At 68.6% G+C, this 14,893-nt stretch carries 12 protein-coding genes; 9 read left to right on the forward strand and 3 right to left on the reverse strand.

From position 1 onward, the window contains the following. Nucleotides 1–41 precede the first annotated feature (41 nt). The gene (gene xseA, locus AB0F40_RS09500; RefSeq protein ID WP_357466026.1) at nt 42–1,304 is read right to left on the reverse strand and encodes an exodeoxyribonuclease VII large subunit; all 1,263 of its coding nucleotides are present in this window, start codon (nt 1,302–1,304) and stop codon (nt 42–44) included. 63 nt (nt 1,305–1,367) lie between these two features. On the opposite strand from xseA, the gene AB0F40_RS09505 reads away from it, so the two are divergent. After that, the gene (locus AB0F40_RS09505) at nt 1,368–2,405 is read left to right on the forward strand and encodes a 4-hydroxy-3-methylbut-2-enyl diphosphate reductase (protein WP_357466028.1); all 1,038 of its coding nucleotides are present in this window, start codon (nt 1,368–1,370) and stop codon (nt 2,403–2,405) included. A gap of 198 nt (nt 2,406–2,603) precedes the next feature. Here the strand turns inward: AB0F40_RS09505 and AB0F40_RS09510 are convergent, their stop codons facing one another. Further along, the gene (locus AB0F40_RS09510; protein ID WP_357466030.1) at nt 2,604–4,094 is read right to left on the reverse strand and encodes a DNA recombination protein RmuC; all 1,491 of its coding nucleotides are present in this window, start codon (nt 4,092–4,094) and stop codon (nt 2,604–2,606) included. Between the two features lie 174 nt (nt 4,095–4,268). Between AB0F40_RS09510 and AB0F40_RS09515 the strand changes: the two genes are divergently transcribed. From AB0F40_RS09515 to ychF, 4 genes are all read left to right on the forward strand, one after another. After that, nucleotides 4,269–5,099 carry an ABC transporter ATP-binding protein gene (locus AB0F40_RS09515; protein WP_357466032.1) on the forward strand — a complete coding sequence of 277 codons (831 nt, stop codon included), beginning with the start codon at nt 4,269–4,271 and terminating at the stop codon, nt 5,097–5,099. Continuing rightward, nucleotides 5,081–6,706: a hypothetical protein gene (locus tag AB0F40_RS09520; RefSeq protein ID WP_357466034.1), complete on the forward strand. Its 1,626-nt coding sequence runs from the start codon at nt 5,081–5,083 to the stop codon at nt 6,704–6,706. Before AB0F40_RS09515 ends, AB0F40_RS09520 begins: the two co-directional genes overlap by 19 nt. Before the next feature lie 62 nt (nt 6,707–6,768). After that, entirely contained in the window at nt 6,769–7,554 is a 786-nt protein-coding gene (locus AB0F40_RS09525) for a DinB family protein (RefSeq protein ID WP_357466036.1), read from the forward strand. Nucleotides 7,555–7,646: 92 nt separating this feature from the next. Continuing rightward, nucleotides 7,647–8,732, forward strand: coding sequence for a redox-regulated ATPase YchF (ychF, locus tag AB0F40_RS09530; protein WP_357466038.1), 1,086 nt, complete (start codon nt 7,647–7,649; stop codon nt 8,730–8,732). A gap of 56 nt (nt 8,733–8,788) precedes the next feature. Here ychF and AB0F40_RS09535 read toward each other — a convergent pair whose 3' ends face one another. Continuing rightward, complete coding sequence (locus AB0F40_RS09535) at nt 8,789–10,222, reverse strand: DUF234 domain-containing protein (protein WP_357466040.1); 1,434 nt, start codon at nt 10,220–10,222, stop codon at nt 8,789–8,791. Between the two features lie 227 nt (nt 10,223–10,449). On the opposite strand from AB0F40_RS09535, the gene AB0F40_RS09540 reads away from it, so the two are divergent. The 4 genes from AB0F40_RS09540 (at nt 10,450) to AB0F40_RS09555 (ending at nt 14,893) form a co-directional block, all read left to right on the forward strand. Then, nucleotides 10,450–10,944 carry an HIT domain-containing protein gene (locus AB0F40_RS09540; protein WP_357466042.1) on the forward strand — a complete coding sequence of 165 codons (495 nt, stop codon included), beginning with the start codon at nt 10,450–10,452 and terminating at the stop codon, nt 10,942–10,944. Nucleotides 10,945–11,353: 409 nt separating this feature from the next. Next, nucleotides 11,354–12,946, forward strand: a complete 1,593-nt coding sequence (locus AB0F40_RS09545) for a molybdopterin-dependent oxidoreductase (RefSeq protein WP_357466044.1) — start codon at nt 11,354–11,356, stop codon at nt 12,944–12,946. A gap of 720 nt (nt 12,947–13,666) precedes the next feature. Then, nucleotides 13,667–13,876 (forward strand): hypothetical protein, encoded by a 210-nt coding sequence (locus AB0F40_RS09550; RefSeq protein WP_357466046.1) that lies wholly within the window; start codon nt 13,667–13,669, stop codon nt 13,874–13,876. A 105-nt stretch (nt 13,877–13,981) separates the two neighbouring features. Beyond that, entirely contained in the window at nt 13,982–14,893 is a 912-nt protein-coding gene (locus AB0F40_RS09555; RefSeq protein WP_357466048.1) for an aminoglycoside phosphotransferase family protein, read from the forward strand.

Below are 14,893 nucleotides of genomic sequence, written 5' to 3' on the forward strand. Positions count from 1 at the left end.
GGTGAAGGGGACAGGTTCTGGCCTCTACTGCGACGCTCGTCCTAGGAGTTTCTCGCGGTCACCTTGGCGTCCAGCGCACCCTCCGCGAGGCGCACGTGCACCCCCGCGCCGACCTCGACATCGTCGGGCCGCCGCACCACGTGGCCGTCCGCACGCTGCACGACGGCGTAGCCGCGCTCCAGCGTCGACGCCGGGGACAGCGCCCGCACCTGGGCGCCGAGCCGCCCGACCTCGCCGGTCGCCCGCAGGAGCAGCGCGTTCAGCGCATTGCGGCTGTGGCGGAGCGACTGGACGATGTCGCGCTCACGGGACTCCAGCATGGTCTGCGGCACGGCGAGGACCGGGCGCGAGCGGACGCCGTCGAGACCGTGCTGCTCGCGGTCGAGCATCGCCGTCACGGCCCCGCGCATCCGGCTGCGGGCCTGGGTGAGCCGCAGGCGCTCCTCGGAGACGTCGGGCACGATCCGCTTGGCGGCGTCGGTCGGTGTGGAGGCGCGGTAGTCGGCGACGAGGTCGAGCAGCGGCGCGTCGGTCTCGTGACCGATGGCGCTGACCAGGGGCGTGCTGGCCTGGGCCACCGCACGCACCATCGACTCGTTGCTGAAGGGGAGCAGGTCTTCGACCGAGCCGCCGCCGCGGGCGACGACGATGACGTCGACGCTGGGGTCGTGGTCGAGCTCGGCGATCGCGTTCGACACCTCGCGCACCGCGTTGACGCCCTGCACCGCCACCTCACGGATCTCGAACCGGACCTGGGGCCAGCGGGCGCGGGCGTTCACCACGACGTCGTGCTCCGCCTTGGACTCGCGGCCGCACACCAGCCCCACCACGGCGGGCAGGAACGGGAGCTTCCGCTTGCGTGAGATATCGAACAGACCCTCCGCGGCGAGGACCTTCTTCAGGGCCTCGATCCGGGCGAGCAGCTCACCGACGCCGACTGCCTTGATCTCGTTCGCCTGCATCTGCAGCGTGCCGCGTTTGGTCCAGAACACGGGCTTGGCGTGCACCACTACGCGGTCGCCCTCGCTCGGTGGCTGCGCCAGGGTGCTGAGGACGCGCGAGAAGATCGTCACGGGCAGGGAGGCGTCCGCCTCGGTGTCACGGAGTGTCAGCCACTGCATGCCGGAGCCGGGGCGCTGGTTGAACTGCACCACCTGGCCCTCGACCCAGACCGGCGGCATCTTGTCGATGTAGCCCTTGATCTTCTCCGAGAGCACACGAACCGGCCACGGGCTGGTGGGAGTGGTGTCGAGTGCCTTCCGGGGGAGCTCGGTGGTCAGCGGCCGCTGGGTTGGTTCCGTCACGTGTCCAACCCTGCCACCCACCACCGACACAAGCCCTCCGCACACCGCCCCTAGACTGCAGGTGTGACTGTCACGAGCCCTGAGCGTCCTGCTGAGACCCAGACCAAGCGCGTCCTGCTGGCTGCGCCCCGCGGATATTGCGCCGGCGTCGACCGTGCCGTCATCGCCGTCGAGAAGGCGCTGGAGACATACGGCACACCTGTCTATGTGCGCAAGGAGATCGTCCACAACAAGCACGTGGTGGAGACGCTGCGGGAGCGTGGTGCAATCTTCGTCAACGAGACCGACGAGGTGCCGGAGGGCGGCCGGCTCGTCTTCTCGGCGCACGGCGTGTCCCCGGCCGTGCGCGCCTCCGCCGTGGCCCGCAGCCTCGAAACCATCGACGCGACCTGCCCCCTGGTCACCAAGGTGCACAAGGAAGCGGTGCGGTTCGCGAAGGACGACTACGACATCCTGCTGATCGGGCACACCGGTCACGAGGAGGTCGAGGGCACGGCCGGCGAAGCGCCCGAGCACGTGCAGATCGTGAACTCGCCGGACGACGTCGACCAGGTAGTGGTGCGCGACCCCGACAAGGTCGTGTGGATCTCGCAGACCACGCTCTCGGTGGACGAGACCATGGAGACCGTGCGGCGGCTGCGCCAGAAGTTCCCGACCCTGCAGGACCCGCCCAGCGACGACATCTGCTACGCCACGCAGAACCGCCAGGTGGCGGTGAAGAAGCTGGCGCCGGAGTGCGACCTCGTCATCGTGGTGGGCTCGGCGAACTCGTCCAACTCGGTGCGGCTGGTCGAGGTGGCGCTCCAGGCCGGCGCCACCGCCTCCTACCGCGTGGACCGCAAGACCGAGATCAAGGACGAGTGGCTGGAGGGCGTCACCACGGTGGGCGTGACCTCGGGTGCCTCGGTGCCGGAGATCCTGGTGGAGGACGTCCTCGCGCACCTCGCCGGCCACGGCTTCGGCACCGTCGACGAGGTCCGGACCGCTACCGAGGACCTCATGTTCTCGCTGCCGCGCGAGCTGCGTGCCGGGCTCAAGGCCGCCGGTGAGGAGCCCAAGCGCCCGCGCCGTGAGGCCCGCACGGAGCTGCCGCAGGCCTGAGGCGCGCCCGCGCGGCGTCGCGAGGCGCTTGGTTGCGCCGGTGGCCGGTGGCCGCTGGACCGCGTGGCGGTGGCCGCTGGGCCGTGTGGTCGGTAAAACGTCAGGTGATCGGCAACCCGAGTTGCCGATCACCTGACGTTTTGCCGATCATCCGTGCCCCGTGCCCCGTGCCCCGTACCCCAGGGCCGGGGCCGGGGCTCAGCCTGCTGCCGCGTCGTTCTCTGCGTCGCCCTCGGTCTGCTCGACTGCTTCCAGCGCGCGCTTGTCCTGCACCGCGAGCTCGGTGACCTCCAGCTGCTGCACCAGCACGCCGTCGTTGTCCTGCGCGCGGTCGATCGCGACGACGCCGCCCTCCTCCGCTGCCAGCAGCTCGGGCTTGGTGATGGGACGCGGCACCTCTTCGATGCCCCGCATCTCCTCGATCGCGTCCCGCGCGTCGACCACGTCGAGCTCGACCATTCGCCGGGCCGACGTGAGCACGTTGCGCTCCAGCGAACCGATCATCTGGTTGTAGCTCTTCGTCGCGGACTCCAGCGCGCGGCCCGTCCGGGTGACGTGCCCCGTCATGGTGACGAGCCGCGCGTACAGCTCCTTGCCGACCGTGAGCACCTTCTGCGCGTTCTCCGCCAGTGCCTCCTGCCGCCAGGCGTACGCGACGGTGCGCAGCAGGGCGAGCATCGTGGTGGGCGTGGCGATGATGACGTTCTTCTGCGCCGCGTACTCCAGCAGCTCCGGGGCGCGCTCCAGGGCCGCCGACAAGAACGCCTCCGCCGGCACGAACATCACGACGAACTCCGGCGCGGGTTCGAACTGGTTCCAGTACTTCTTGCCGGCCAGGTCGTCCACGTGCTTGCGCATGTGCCGCACGTGCGCGTCGAGGCGCTGCTCGCGGTACGCGGCGTCGTCGGACTGCTGCGCCTCCAGGAAGCCGAGGAACGCGACCTTGGAGTCCACGACGACGCGCTTGCCGCCGGCGAGGTTGATGACCATGTCCGGGCGGAGCGTGCCGTCGTCGGTGGTGACCTGTGCCTGCTCGGTGAAGTCGACGCGGTTGATCATGCCCGCCGACTCGACGACCTTGCGCAGCTGCAGCTCGCCCCACGCGCCGCGCGTCTGCGACGAGCGCAGCGCCGTGACCAGGTCAGCAGTGCCGTTGCGCAGGTCGGCCGACACCTCCGCGACGTTGCGCATCTGCTCCACGAGCGCACCCTGGCCCTCGATCCGGGCCTTCTCCGCATGGAGCACCTCGCTTCGCACCAGCTCCACGGCCTTGGTCAGCGGGTCCACGAGCGACTTCACGGCCTCCTCGCGCTTCGCGAGCGCCTGCTCACCGTCCGACGCCGACCGCTTGAGCCGCTCCTCCGCGAGCTCGAGGAAACGCTTGCTGTTGGCGTCGAGCGCATCGCCCGCCAGAGCCTGGAACTGGCGGCGCACGACCTCCTGCTCGGTACGCGCGGCGGCGATCTGCTCGGTAGCGCGTTCCCGGGCCGCGACGATCTGCTCGTCCGCCCGTTCCTGTGCGGCGGCGATCTGCTGGGCGGCCGACTCGGCCTGGATGCGCAGGCGCACGGTCTCCAGGTCGGCCTCGCGGAGCGCGGGCGCAACGCGCTGTGCGTGACCGAGCCACCCCAGCAGCACGCCGACGACGAGAGCGCCGAGGGCCAGCAGAATCGTTGCGACGATGTCCATGTGCGACAGGCTGCCATGCGCCACTGACACTCCGGCACGACGACACCCCGCGCGTTCGAAATCGCCTGGTATGAGCCAGGACGGAGATCTCCGACCGCAGGAGGACGCACTATCACCCGCACTCATCCACGCGGCGGATCCGTCGTGTCGGACGGCACGACTACGTTGGGTGCCATGACGACCCCAGTCGACCCGAACCCCCCGGGCAGCCCAGGGACCCAGGGTGCCCAGGAGCTGCCCCCGCACGACCCGTCGGCCGCACTGAGCGTGCGCGGTCTCTGGAAGCGGTTCGGGCAGAAGATCGCCGTGTCCGGCGTCAGCCTGGACGTGCCTGCCGGCTCCTTCTACGGCCTGGTCGGCCCGAACGGGGCAGGCAAGACGACCATGCTCTCGATGGCGACGGGACTGCTGCGGCCCGACTTCGGCACGGCCTGGGTACAGGGCGTGGACCTGTGGGCACGGCCCGACGAGGCCAAGGCCACGCTGGGCGTGCTGCCCGACGGCGTGCGCCTGTTCGATCGTCTGACCGGGCGTCAGCTCCTCACCTACGCCGGCATGCTGCGCGGGATGGACAAGGACACGGTGGTGGACCGCACGAACGACCTCCTGCAGACGTTCGACCTGGTCGCGGACGCGGACACGTTCGTGGTGGACTACTCGGCGGGCATGACGAAGAAGATCGCGCTGGGCAGTGCCATGATCCACGCGCCCAGGACCCTGGTGCTGGACGAGCCGTTCGAGGCCGTGGACCCGGTGAGTGCAGCGAACATCCGCGACATCCTCAAGAGCTACGTGGCGGGCGGCGGGACAGTGATCGTCTCGAGCCATGTCATGGACCTGGTGCAGCGCATGTGCGACCACGTGGCGGTGATAGCGGCGGGTCAGGTGCTCGCGGCCGGCACGGTGGACGAGGTGCGCGGCGAGCAGAGCCTGGAAGACCGGTTCGTCGACCTCGTCGGCGGTCGCCAGCACTCGGAAGGGCTCTCATGGTTGCGCGGTTCCTGACCCTCAAGCTGACGCTGATGGGGAACACGTTCCGCCGGAGCGTCTGGCAGACCATCGGCATGATCGTTGCCACCCTGTACGCCCTCGGAACCGTGGGCCTGCTGGTGGTCGCGACGATCTTCGCGGGAGTCGCAGGGAACCCGGACTGGGTGGCGGTCGCGATCACCCTCGGCGGCGTCCTGACCGTCGTGGGCTGGTGGCTGATCCCGATCTTCGCGTTCGGTGTGGACGCGACCCTGGACCCGCACCGCTTCTCGACGTTCGCGATCCCCCGGCGCACGCTCCTCGCGGGGCTGGCGGTGGCCGGCCTGGTGTCGGTGCCCGGAATCGCCACGGTGCTCCTCGCCCTGGGGGTCTCCCTCGCCTGGGTGCTCGAGCCCGGCGTACTCCTCGTCTCCCTCGTCGGTGCGGTTCTCGGCATCGCCACCTGCGTCCTCGGTTCCCGGGCGATCACCACGCTGCTCGCTCCCGTGCTGGAGTCACGGCGGTACCGCGAGGTCGTGACGATCGCCGCCCTGATGCTCGCCATGATGATCGGACCGCTCGTCGGCTGGCTCACGAACGGTGTCGAGGTTTCGGTGCAGGGAGATCCGGCGGACGGCGGCGGAGCCGGTACGGGCGAGCAGCTGCTGCCGCTGTTCGAGCAGGTGGCGAGCTTCGTCGGCTGGACACCGTTCGGCGCGGCCTGGTCGCTCGGTGGTGCTGCGCACGCGGGTGACTGGGCGGGCCTGGCGGGGCGGCTCGCCGTCGCGCTCGCCACGATCGGGCTGGCCTGGCTGGTCTGGGACCGGGCGTTGGCGCGCTCCCTGGTGCGACCGCCCGTCGGGGACGGCAGCGGCGGCAAGGCGAAGGGGCTAGGGCCGTTCGGCCGCGTGCCGTTCTCCCCGACCTGGGCCGTCGCGGCGCGCACCGCCACCTACTGGCTGCGCGACCCGCGCTACTCCGGCTCGATAGCCATCATCCCGTTGCTGCCGGTCATCATGTACTTCGCGGGCCAGAGCACCGGCAGCTTCTTCATGCTCCTTGCGACCGGGCCGTTCGTCGGCTGGATCCTCGGCTTCAGCATCTCCAACGACATCGGCTACGACAACACGGCGTTCGCCCTGCACGTCTCGTCGGGCGTCGACGGCCGCGCCGACCGGTGGGGCCGGGCGATCCCCATGCTGGCGATGGGTCCCTTGGTCAGCGCAGCCACGGTGCTGGTGTCGGTCTGGATCGCCGACTCGTGGCACCTGACGCTGCCCCTGCTCGGTCTGGCGCTCGGCCTGCTGCTGGTCAGCACCGGTGTCTCCTGCGCGGCCTCCGCACGGCTCGTCTATCCGGTCGCCAAGCCGGGGGAGAGCCCGCTGAAGTCCCCGCAGGGTGCCGCTATGGCCACGTTCGTGTCGCAGGGGCTCGGGTTCGTCATCACCCTGGGACTGTCGCTGCCGGTCCTTGCCGTTGGCATCACCGCGATCGTGCTGGGCAGCGTGGTGTGGGGCGCTGTCACCGTCGTGGTCGGGGTCCTGTACGGCGTCGTGATCCTGGTGCTGGCCGTGCGGTTCGGCGCTCGCGTGTACGACAGGCGGCTGCCGGAGCTGCTCCAGCAGGTGCAGTCGTTCCCGTGACGTCCGAGGTGGTGTCGACCCTGTTCAGCGGCCGTGTCAGTGGTTCGACCTAGCCTGGGGACATGACTCGCTTCACGGCCGACGACGACCTGCAGCATGCCGAGTTCGTCGCGGCGGACCTGACCGGTGCCCGGTTCCACTTCGCCGACCTAGAAGGTGCGGTGTTCGAGCAGTCGTACCTGCCGGGTGCCGTGCTGCGGGGAGTCGACTTGACCGGCGCGGACATCGACGGAGTGATCGGCGGGCTCAAGGTCAACGGAGTCGAGGTGCTGCCGCTGATCGAGGCCGAGCTGAACCGCCAGTATCCGGGCCGAGCGCTGGCTCGGTCCCAGGTCCTGGCTGAACAGCGAGAGTCGTTCGAAGCGGCAGCCCGGACGTGGTCCGCCACGTTCGACCGGGTCGCGGCTATGCCCGCCGGAACCGTGGACGAGCAGGTCGACGGCGAATGGTCGCTCGCCCAGACGATGCGCCACCTGGTGTTCGCCGTCGACGGCTGGGTGCGCCACGGTGTCCAGGGCCTCGACGGCGCGTTCAGCCCGATCGGCCTCCCGTTCTCCGAGTACGACGACGAGGTGGGCGCCCTCGGCGTCGACATGGCGGCCACGCCGTCGTTCCACGAGGTGCAGGCGACCTATGACGACCGCGTCGCCCAGGTGCGTGCGCAGTACGACTCCCTCACGCAGGCGGAGTTCGAGGCGCCGGCCCGCCGGCTGCCGCCGTGGGAAGCGGAGTCGCGCACCCTCCCCGTGTGGCGCTGCCTGGGCGTGATCGTTAACGAGGCGTGGGAACATCACCGGTTCGCCGAGCGTGATCTCGACGAGCTGGAGCGCCGGCGCAGCGCCCGGTAGACCTGCGCCGGCAGACCGGAGAGGGACCGCCATCGGCGTCGGGCACGACCTGGCTGACGGCGATTGGCGCTCGGCACGTAGAATTTCGCGACGTGGCTCTTACTATCGGCATCGTCGGCCTGCCCAACGTCGGCAAGTCCACCCTCTTCAACGCTCTGACCCGCAACCAGGTGCTCGCTGCGAACTACCCGTTCGCGACGATCGAGCCCAACGTCGGAGTGGTCTCGCTGCCCGACGATCGGCTCAACAAGCTCGCTGAGATCTTCGGGAGCCAGAAGATCCTGCCGGCCACGGTGTCGTTCGTGGACATCGCTGGCATCGTCAAGGGCGCGTCCGAGGGTGAGGGCCTGGGCAACAAGTTCCTCGCCAACATCCGCGAGGCGGACGCGATCTGCCAGGTCACGCGTGTGTTCGATGACCCCGACGTCGTGCGGGTGGACGGTTCGTCCGACGCCCTCGGCGACATCGAGACGATCTCCACCGAGCTGATCCTCGCCGACCTCCAGACCCTCGAGAAGGCCCTGCCGAGGATGGAGAAGGAGGTCAAGATCAAGCGCGGCGACCCCGTCCTCTACGCGGCCGCCAAGCTGGCGCAGGAGATCCTGGACAAGGGCGTGACCCTGTACCAGGGCGCCGCGGACGCCGGTCTGGACCTGGCGGAGATCGCCAGCCTGCAGCTGATGACGGCCAAGCCGTTCATCTACGTCTTCAACACCGACGACGCCGGTCTCGCGGACACCGCCTCCCAGGAAGCGTTGCGCAAGGTGATCGCGCCGGCCCAGGCGATCTTCCTGGACGCGAAGTTCGAGTCCGAGCTCGTGGAGCTCGAGCCGGACGAGGCCGCCGAGATGCTCGCGGAGTCCGGCCAGCCGGAGTCCGGTCTGGACCAGCTCGCGAAGGTCGGCTTCGAGACGCTCGGGCTGCAGACCTACCTCACGGCCGGCCCCAAGGAAGCGCGTGCCTGGACGATCCACAAGGGCTGGACCGCACCGCAGGCCGCCGGCGTGATCCACACCGACTTCGAGCGCGGCTTCATCAAGGCGGAGGTCATCTCCTACGACGACATGGTCGAGGCGGGCTCGGTCGCTGCGGTGAAGGCGGCGGGCAAGGCCCGCATCGAGGGCAAGGACTACGTCATGCAGGACGGCGACGTGGTGGAGTTCCGCTTCAACGTCTGATGCAGGATGCATCCGCACAGTTCACGGCGTAAGCAAAGGCCCGGTGCAATCTCGGCTCATTGCCAGGCTTGGAGGAGGTCGTCTGCTGTCCAGATGACGTCGAGCGGTGCGCCGTCGACCATGCCTCCAGGGCAGACGCCGACAGTAGCGACGTCGGTCGGCGCGCCGGGGACGGATGCGGCGTCCGCGACGAGCTGAGCGGCTTCACGAGAGGTTATGGGTCTGTCAGTGCGCCATTTGATCGTTCCGACGAAGTAGATGGTGCTGGCGGGTCGGTCGTCGGCCCCAACGAGGTCGATCTCGGGGTTGTTGTTTCGGGGCCACCAGTTTCCGACGGCTTTCGCCCCGGGCCATGGGCTTGTGGGCATGAGTCGCCAGACAGCTTCTCGGACGGCCGGCTCGATGGCGCGTCCGCGCCAGGCCGAGTACCCATTGACGATTCGCGTGTAGGCGATGTCCCCTCGTCCGGCGTCGATTTCGCCGAGGTGGGGTTCGACGAACGCGAGCCAGAAGCGCAGTGCGGGGTCAGCTATCCGGTAGCGGCGGTCCTTGGTTGCGCGCTTCATCGAGAGAGGCTCGTCGAGGGCCACCACGCGCTTCTCGCGGAGCATGCTCAGTGTCCGGGTCAGGGATGTCGATGGGATCGCTTCGACATTGGCGGCCGCCTGTTGGACGGAAGTGAACGTGCGCTCACCACGGCCGCCGATCGCTGTCAGAACTCGCCGGGACAGGGAGGTCTCGCTGAACTCCGACTCCAGGATGCGCTGACCGTTCACCACGAGTGGCGTGGTGGAGTCCTCGAGTTCGGCACGGAGGAAATCGTCGAGGTTCATTCCCGGTTCCCAGGACTCAGCGACGAGAGGCTGGCCTCCCGTGACCAGGTGAGCGTCGAACGCGTCGACTCCAGAAGTTCCGGTCAGTTCGGCGACGTCGCGGGGGTTGAGCGCGCAGAGCACCAATTCGGTGGCTCGTCCGTGGAACGGCTGATCGTGGTGGGTGAGGCTCTCCATCATCGAAAGGTCGCTGCCGAGAAGTAGCAGAAGCACAGGCTTGCGCGATAGTTCCATGTCCCATGCGCGTTGCAGTTCGCCCGCGCCGCCCGGGAATCCTTCTAGCAGCCACGGAAGTTCGTCGATCACGACGATCGACGGAGCGTCGTCGGGCAGGGTGAGAGCGAGGATCTGGAAGGCTGCCGACAGAGTCGTAGGGTCGAGATCTTGGGCGCGAGCGGCGTTGGGGAGGGTGGAGGCAGCAATCACGTCACGGAGGTGGTGCAGGTCTTCGGCGGGCGGAGAGTTGCGTGAGGCCTGGAAGTGGACGAAAGGTAGGCCAGCACGGCGAACGAACTCGCCGGCAAGCCTGGACTTGCCGACACGGCGCCTGCCACGGATCATCATTGCGGTACCGCGGTCGAGGCGGCTTCCGCGTTGGATCCGGTTCAGGTGCTTGTGGAGTATCGCGAGTTCGCGCGTGCGGCCGACGAACGACAAGTGCCCTCCATAGATGTGAGTCAATGGCCTGAGAGCGAAAGTCCCAAGATTGGTAGTCCCAAACTTGGGACTAATCTCAGGGTAGCGGAGGTGCTGCTGTCCGGCATGGCGACGAGTTCGTGGCTCCCGCTCGTGCAGGATGGCCCGTCGATCCCGGCGATGGCGTCGTTGTGTAGAACGGCGCGCGAGGACTGAGCCTCACGGCCGCCACGATCGATGGAGGCGACATGGTGGACTGGCGGGGCGATCGGGTGCAGGCCGCGATCGATGGGCGGAACCCCACCGTGCTGGCCGAACTTGACGCTTCGTTCGCGGTGATCGGAGACGTTCAGTTCTTGCCGGGGTATGCGTTGGTGATCACCAAGTTCCCCGGGGTCGATCGGCTTTCTGACCTGCCTCGCCCGGAGCGTGTGCGGTATCTCGCCGACGTCGACCTGGTCGCCACGGCGGTCGGGAGTGTGTGCTCTGCACGTGACAGTGGATACCGCCGCGTCAACATCGAGATCCTTGGCAACACCGATGCGTTCCTTCATGCTCACGTCTGGCCGCGCTACGAGTGGGAGCCCGCGGAAATCGTCGGGAAGCCGGTCTGGCTGTACCCGGCTGAGCGCTGGCGCGATCCGGTGACGGCTCTTGGCTCGGGCCACGACGAGCTTCGGGTTGGCCTGACCTCAGAGGTTGATCGGCTGCGGAACTCGGTGGAGTTCCGGTTCAACGTGTAGCCGGATCGTCCGAGGCTCAGGGTAAGAAGTAGTACCCCCGAGGTGACTGCCATAGCGGAGGAGTGCCCCAGTCGGTCGAGCAGCGCTCAGTGACGCAGCCGATGGGCCGCGTGGTCCTTCTATTCCGAGCCGACCAGCCCACCGGCCCTGTGGCCAGGCCATTCACAAGACAGGCCGTAGGGTCAGCGCGCGAAGCTGGGCAATTCGCACTGACCCATCCTGATTGTCTACCGCTCCGAACCTTCTAGGTGCTACTCAGGCGGCGGCTTGCCGCCAGTACAAAGGAGGATCGGTTATGCGTACGTCAAGAATCGCTCTCTTCGCTGCCGCAGCGCCCCCGGCGAGCCTGCCATTGGTAGCTGCGCCGGCCGGCCGGCACGGCAAAGAGCAACGAGCTCACGCTCAGCGCATGACACAGGCAACTGAGGGCCCCGCGGCACCGTCGGGCGAGCGCTCTCCGGGCGGCGCGGGCTGGGCCGCCCTCGCGGGCGTGCTCGCCGGAGGTGCCGGGCTGGCCGTCGCGGAGCTCGTCGCCGCGGTCGTCGCACCCGGTGCCAGCACGCTGTTCGCAGGCGGCGCCGCCGTGGTCGACGCCGTTCCGCCATGGCTCAAGGATGTTGCCGTGGAGTGGTTCGGCACCAACGACAAGGCCGTGCTGCTCGCCACGATGGGTGTGGTGCTGGCCCTGGGGGCGGCACTCGCGGGCTGGCTGGAGCTGCGCCGCCCGCCGGCGGGCGCGGTGCTGATGGGAGTCGTCGGCGTCGTCGGGGTCGTGGTGGCGCTGCTGCGCCCGAGCGCGACGCCGCTGTGGGCGCTGCCCAGCGCCATCGGGCTGGGCGCCGCGGTGCTCCTGCTGCGTGCCGCCGTGGCGCGGCTACTGCCTGCGCCGGGGCGGAGCGAGGTCTCGGCGAGCGATACGCCGGGCGGCGCCGTGAACCGGCGTGGCTTCCTGGCCGTATCGGGCATCACCGTGGGTGTCGCGGTGCTCGCGCTGGCAGGCTCGCGCGTGCTGTCGATGGGCTCGACCGCGGTCAGCGCCGTGCGGGAGAAGCTCCGCCTGCCCACCGCGCGCACGCCGGCGCCGCCGGTACCCGCCGGGGCAGACCTGAAGCTTGACGACCTGGCGCCGTACGTCACCCCGAACTCGGACTTCTACCGCATCGACACCGCGCTGATCGTGCCGCAGGTGAACCCGCAGGACTGGTCGCTGGAGGTCCGTGGTCTGGTGGACGAGCCCTTCACGCTCACCTGGGACGAGCTCATGGAGCTGCCGATGGAGGAGCACTACGTCACTCTCTCGTGCGTGAGCAACGCGGTGGGCGGCGACCTGGTCGGCAACGCTCTCTGGCTCGGCTACCCGATCCGCGCGCTGCTGGAGCGCGCGAAGCCCCGCGCGGGTGCCGACATGGTGCTCTCCACGAGCGACGACGGCTTCACCGCGGGCACGCCGCTGGATGTGCTCCAGGACCCGGACCGCGAGTGCCTGCTGGCGATCGGTATGAACGGCGAGCCGCTGCCCGAGGAGCACGGCTTCCCCGCGCGGCTGGTGGTGCCCGGCCTGTACGGGTACGTCTCGGCCACCAAGTGGGTCACCTCGCTGGAAGTGACTACCTTCGACGCCGACGAGGGCTACTGGACGCCGCGCGGCTGGTCCGCACTGGGGCCGATCAAGATCGCGTCGCGCATCGACGTGCCGCGCTTGTCCGCGCCCCCGTCCGCAGGCGCCGTCACCGTCGCGGGCGTCGCCTGGGCGCAGCACACCGGCATCAGCAAGGTCGAGGTCCGGGCCGACGGCGGGGACTGGGTCACCGCCGAGCTCGCCGAGACAGTGGGGCCGGACACCTGGCGCCAGTGGCACACGTCGATCGATCTGGAGGCCGGCTACCACAGCCTCGCGGTGCGCGCCACGGACTCGGACGGACAGGTCCAGACCGAGACCAAGGCGCCGCCGGCTCCCAACGGCGCCTCGGGCTGGCAGACCGTCTCGATCACCGTGGAGTGACCAGGGGCGGTCCGGTCGCAGCCCGCGATCGGAACGCGTGCCCCACCAGCATCGACCCGACCATCACAACGAGGCACGGTGGGGCGACCCATCGACTCGCATTTCGCTTCAACGTCAGGAACCTGCTCAAGCGGAGCGACGTTCTGCACGGAGCTCCATGGCAATCCCTGCGTCGGCGACGGACAGGGCGCACATCGCCATGGTGGGGCGTCGACGTTGGACGTCGCTGCCTGTCAAGCCAGCCATCGGCCGCCGGCGAGCGGCGCGAAGGTCAGGCAGCCGCCAAGAGCTACGGAAACGAACCCAACACCATCAGCTGCGGTGGTGAGGAGGGCGTTCCTGGAGGCTGGCATGGGAGGACCGTACTGCAGTCGCTGTGCGGGGGAGCCGGCTCAAGCTTCTCAAGAGTGGGGTCGAGGAACTCCACGCGACCCGCGACGTACGTCGAGTGCCGTGGATGACAGCCTGCGCTCGAACCACGCCTCAGAGGTTGCGCTGTGCCGGAACTTGGTGGAGTTCCGCTTCAACGTCTGAGCAGAAGGGCACATCACAGGTGATCTCGACCCTGCGGGCCGTTCCAGCGCTGAATCTGACCGTTACCCGGAGCGTCCGTCGCAGCATCTGTCTGCATGGTCGGCCCATCGCAACATCGACGGGTGTCGGTGATTGCATCTATGGTCGACATCGCACGAGTACCAACCCGAGCAGAGGGCTGTCCTGATGACTGATCGGCAAGACGGCGCGGTACGCGTTCGGAGGATGCGTGGCAGGCCCGTCGTCGGGCTGATGATGCTCGCCGTTGCTTTGATCACGGCCACGCAGATCGACGCGTTCGCCGGGTTTGCAGTCGTGCTGTGCCTGGTGTCGTTCGTAGTCGTCTGTGCGGCGTTCGCACTCGCGCTGCGTGAGTGGCGCACGACGCGGATGTAGCTGATTCGTCCAGGGCCTGTTGCAGGGCGCTGATGGTTCCACCAGTGGACCCAGTTCATAGTCGCGTCATAGACCTCGGTGCCGGACGCCCATAGCCTCGCTGACATGAGCCCCATTCACCCAGACCATGTGCTCCGGATGCTGGGGCTTCATGCCGCCGACAGCGCTGACGCCCCTACCGAAGGAATGTCGGGATCGACGCTCACCCGGGCAGTCGCCGACGACGGCGCACCGGCGATCGTGAAGATGAGCGTCCTCGACTCCGACGCGGCGCGCGATCAGGCCTACCGTGAGCTGGCGGTCTATACGGAGATCGCTCCCGAACATGCGATCCCGACACCATGTCTGATCGCTCACCACCGCACTACGACGTGGATAGCCATCGCCCTCGCACGGCACGATCCTGCGCCTCCCGCCCCGGAGTGGAGCGCAGCTGAGTGGAGCGCGTTCGCGAAGGTCCTGGGAGGCCTGCACCGGGACGTGCACCCGGTGCCGGCCATCTTTCCCCGAGAGCACTCGATGCCCGCCGAGCCGCAGGGAGGTCTTAAGTCTTTCGCGGAGCGGCTGTGGCACGGCCCCGGGGATCCTGAACGAATCCGCACCGTCCTCAACGACCTTGAACCGTTGGAGGAAGTAGCACGCTCCGGGCCGGTGTCGTTCGTCCATGGCGACTGCCATATCGGAAACGTCCTGACTGCGGACAGGCAGCTCATGCTCGTGGACTGGCAGTCCGCGCGGGTCGGACCGTCGGCAGCGGATCTCGCCTTCACGTTCACCCGCGCCGTCCCGACGGGAGCTGCCATACCCCGCGACTACGCGATTGCCGCCTATTGCGATGAGGCAGGTGTGGACGTCGCACGGACGGATCAGCGGATCACCGCCCACCAGATCCTGACCCTGGTCCGGCAGTACCCCGAATTTGCCGGCTACCTTGACCAGGCCGAAGCGGACCTCCTCCGCAACGAATTCGATGACCTTCTCAGCAGGTGGAGAAGTCGCGGATCGTTGACCGGATGA

The organism is Promicromonospora sp. NPDC023987 (genome assembly GCF_040639055.1).
Classification (GTDB): Bacteria; Actinomycetota; Actinomycetes; order Actinomycetales; family Cellulomonadaceae; genus Promicromonospora.

Bases quoted from the DNA above. Each gene is read 5' to 3' on its own strand.
- AB0F40_RS09520 (WP_357466034.1), top strand. From the start codon at position 5,081: ATGGTTGCGCGGTTCCTGACCCTCAAGCTGACGCTGATGGGGAACACG.
- AB0F40_RS09540 (WP_357466042.1), top strand. From the start codon at position 10,450: ATGGTGGACTGGCGGGGCGATCGGGTGCAGGCCGCGATCGATGGGCGG.
- AB0F40_RS09545 (WP_357466044.1), top strand. From the start codon at position 11,354: ATGACACAGGCAACTGAGGGCCCCGCGGCACCGTCGGGCGAGCGCTCT.
- AB0F40_RS09525 (WP_357466036.1), top strand. From the start codon at position 6,769: ATGACTCGCTTCACGGCCGACGACGACCTGCAGCATGCCGAGTTCGTC.
- AB0F40_RS09550 (WP_357466046.1), top strand. From the start codon at position 13,667: ATGACTGATCGGCAAGACGGCGCGGTACGCGTTCGGAGGATGCGTGGC.
- AB0F40_RS09510 (WP_357466030.1), bottom strand. From the start codon at position 4,094: ATGGACATCGTCGCAACGATTCTGCTGGCCCTCGGCGCTCTCGTCGTC.
- AB0F40_RS09555 (WP_357466048.1), top strand. From the start codon at position 13,982: ATGAGCCCCATTCACCCAGACCATGTGCTCCGGATGCTGGGGCTTCAT.
- AB0F40_RS09515 (WP_357466032.1), top strand. From the start codon at position 4,269: ATGACGACCCCAGTCGACCCGAACCCCCCGGGCAGCCCAGGGACCCAG.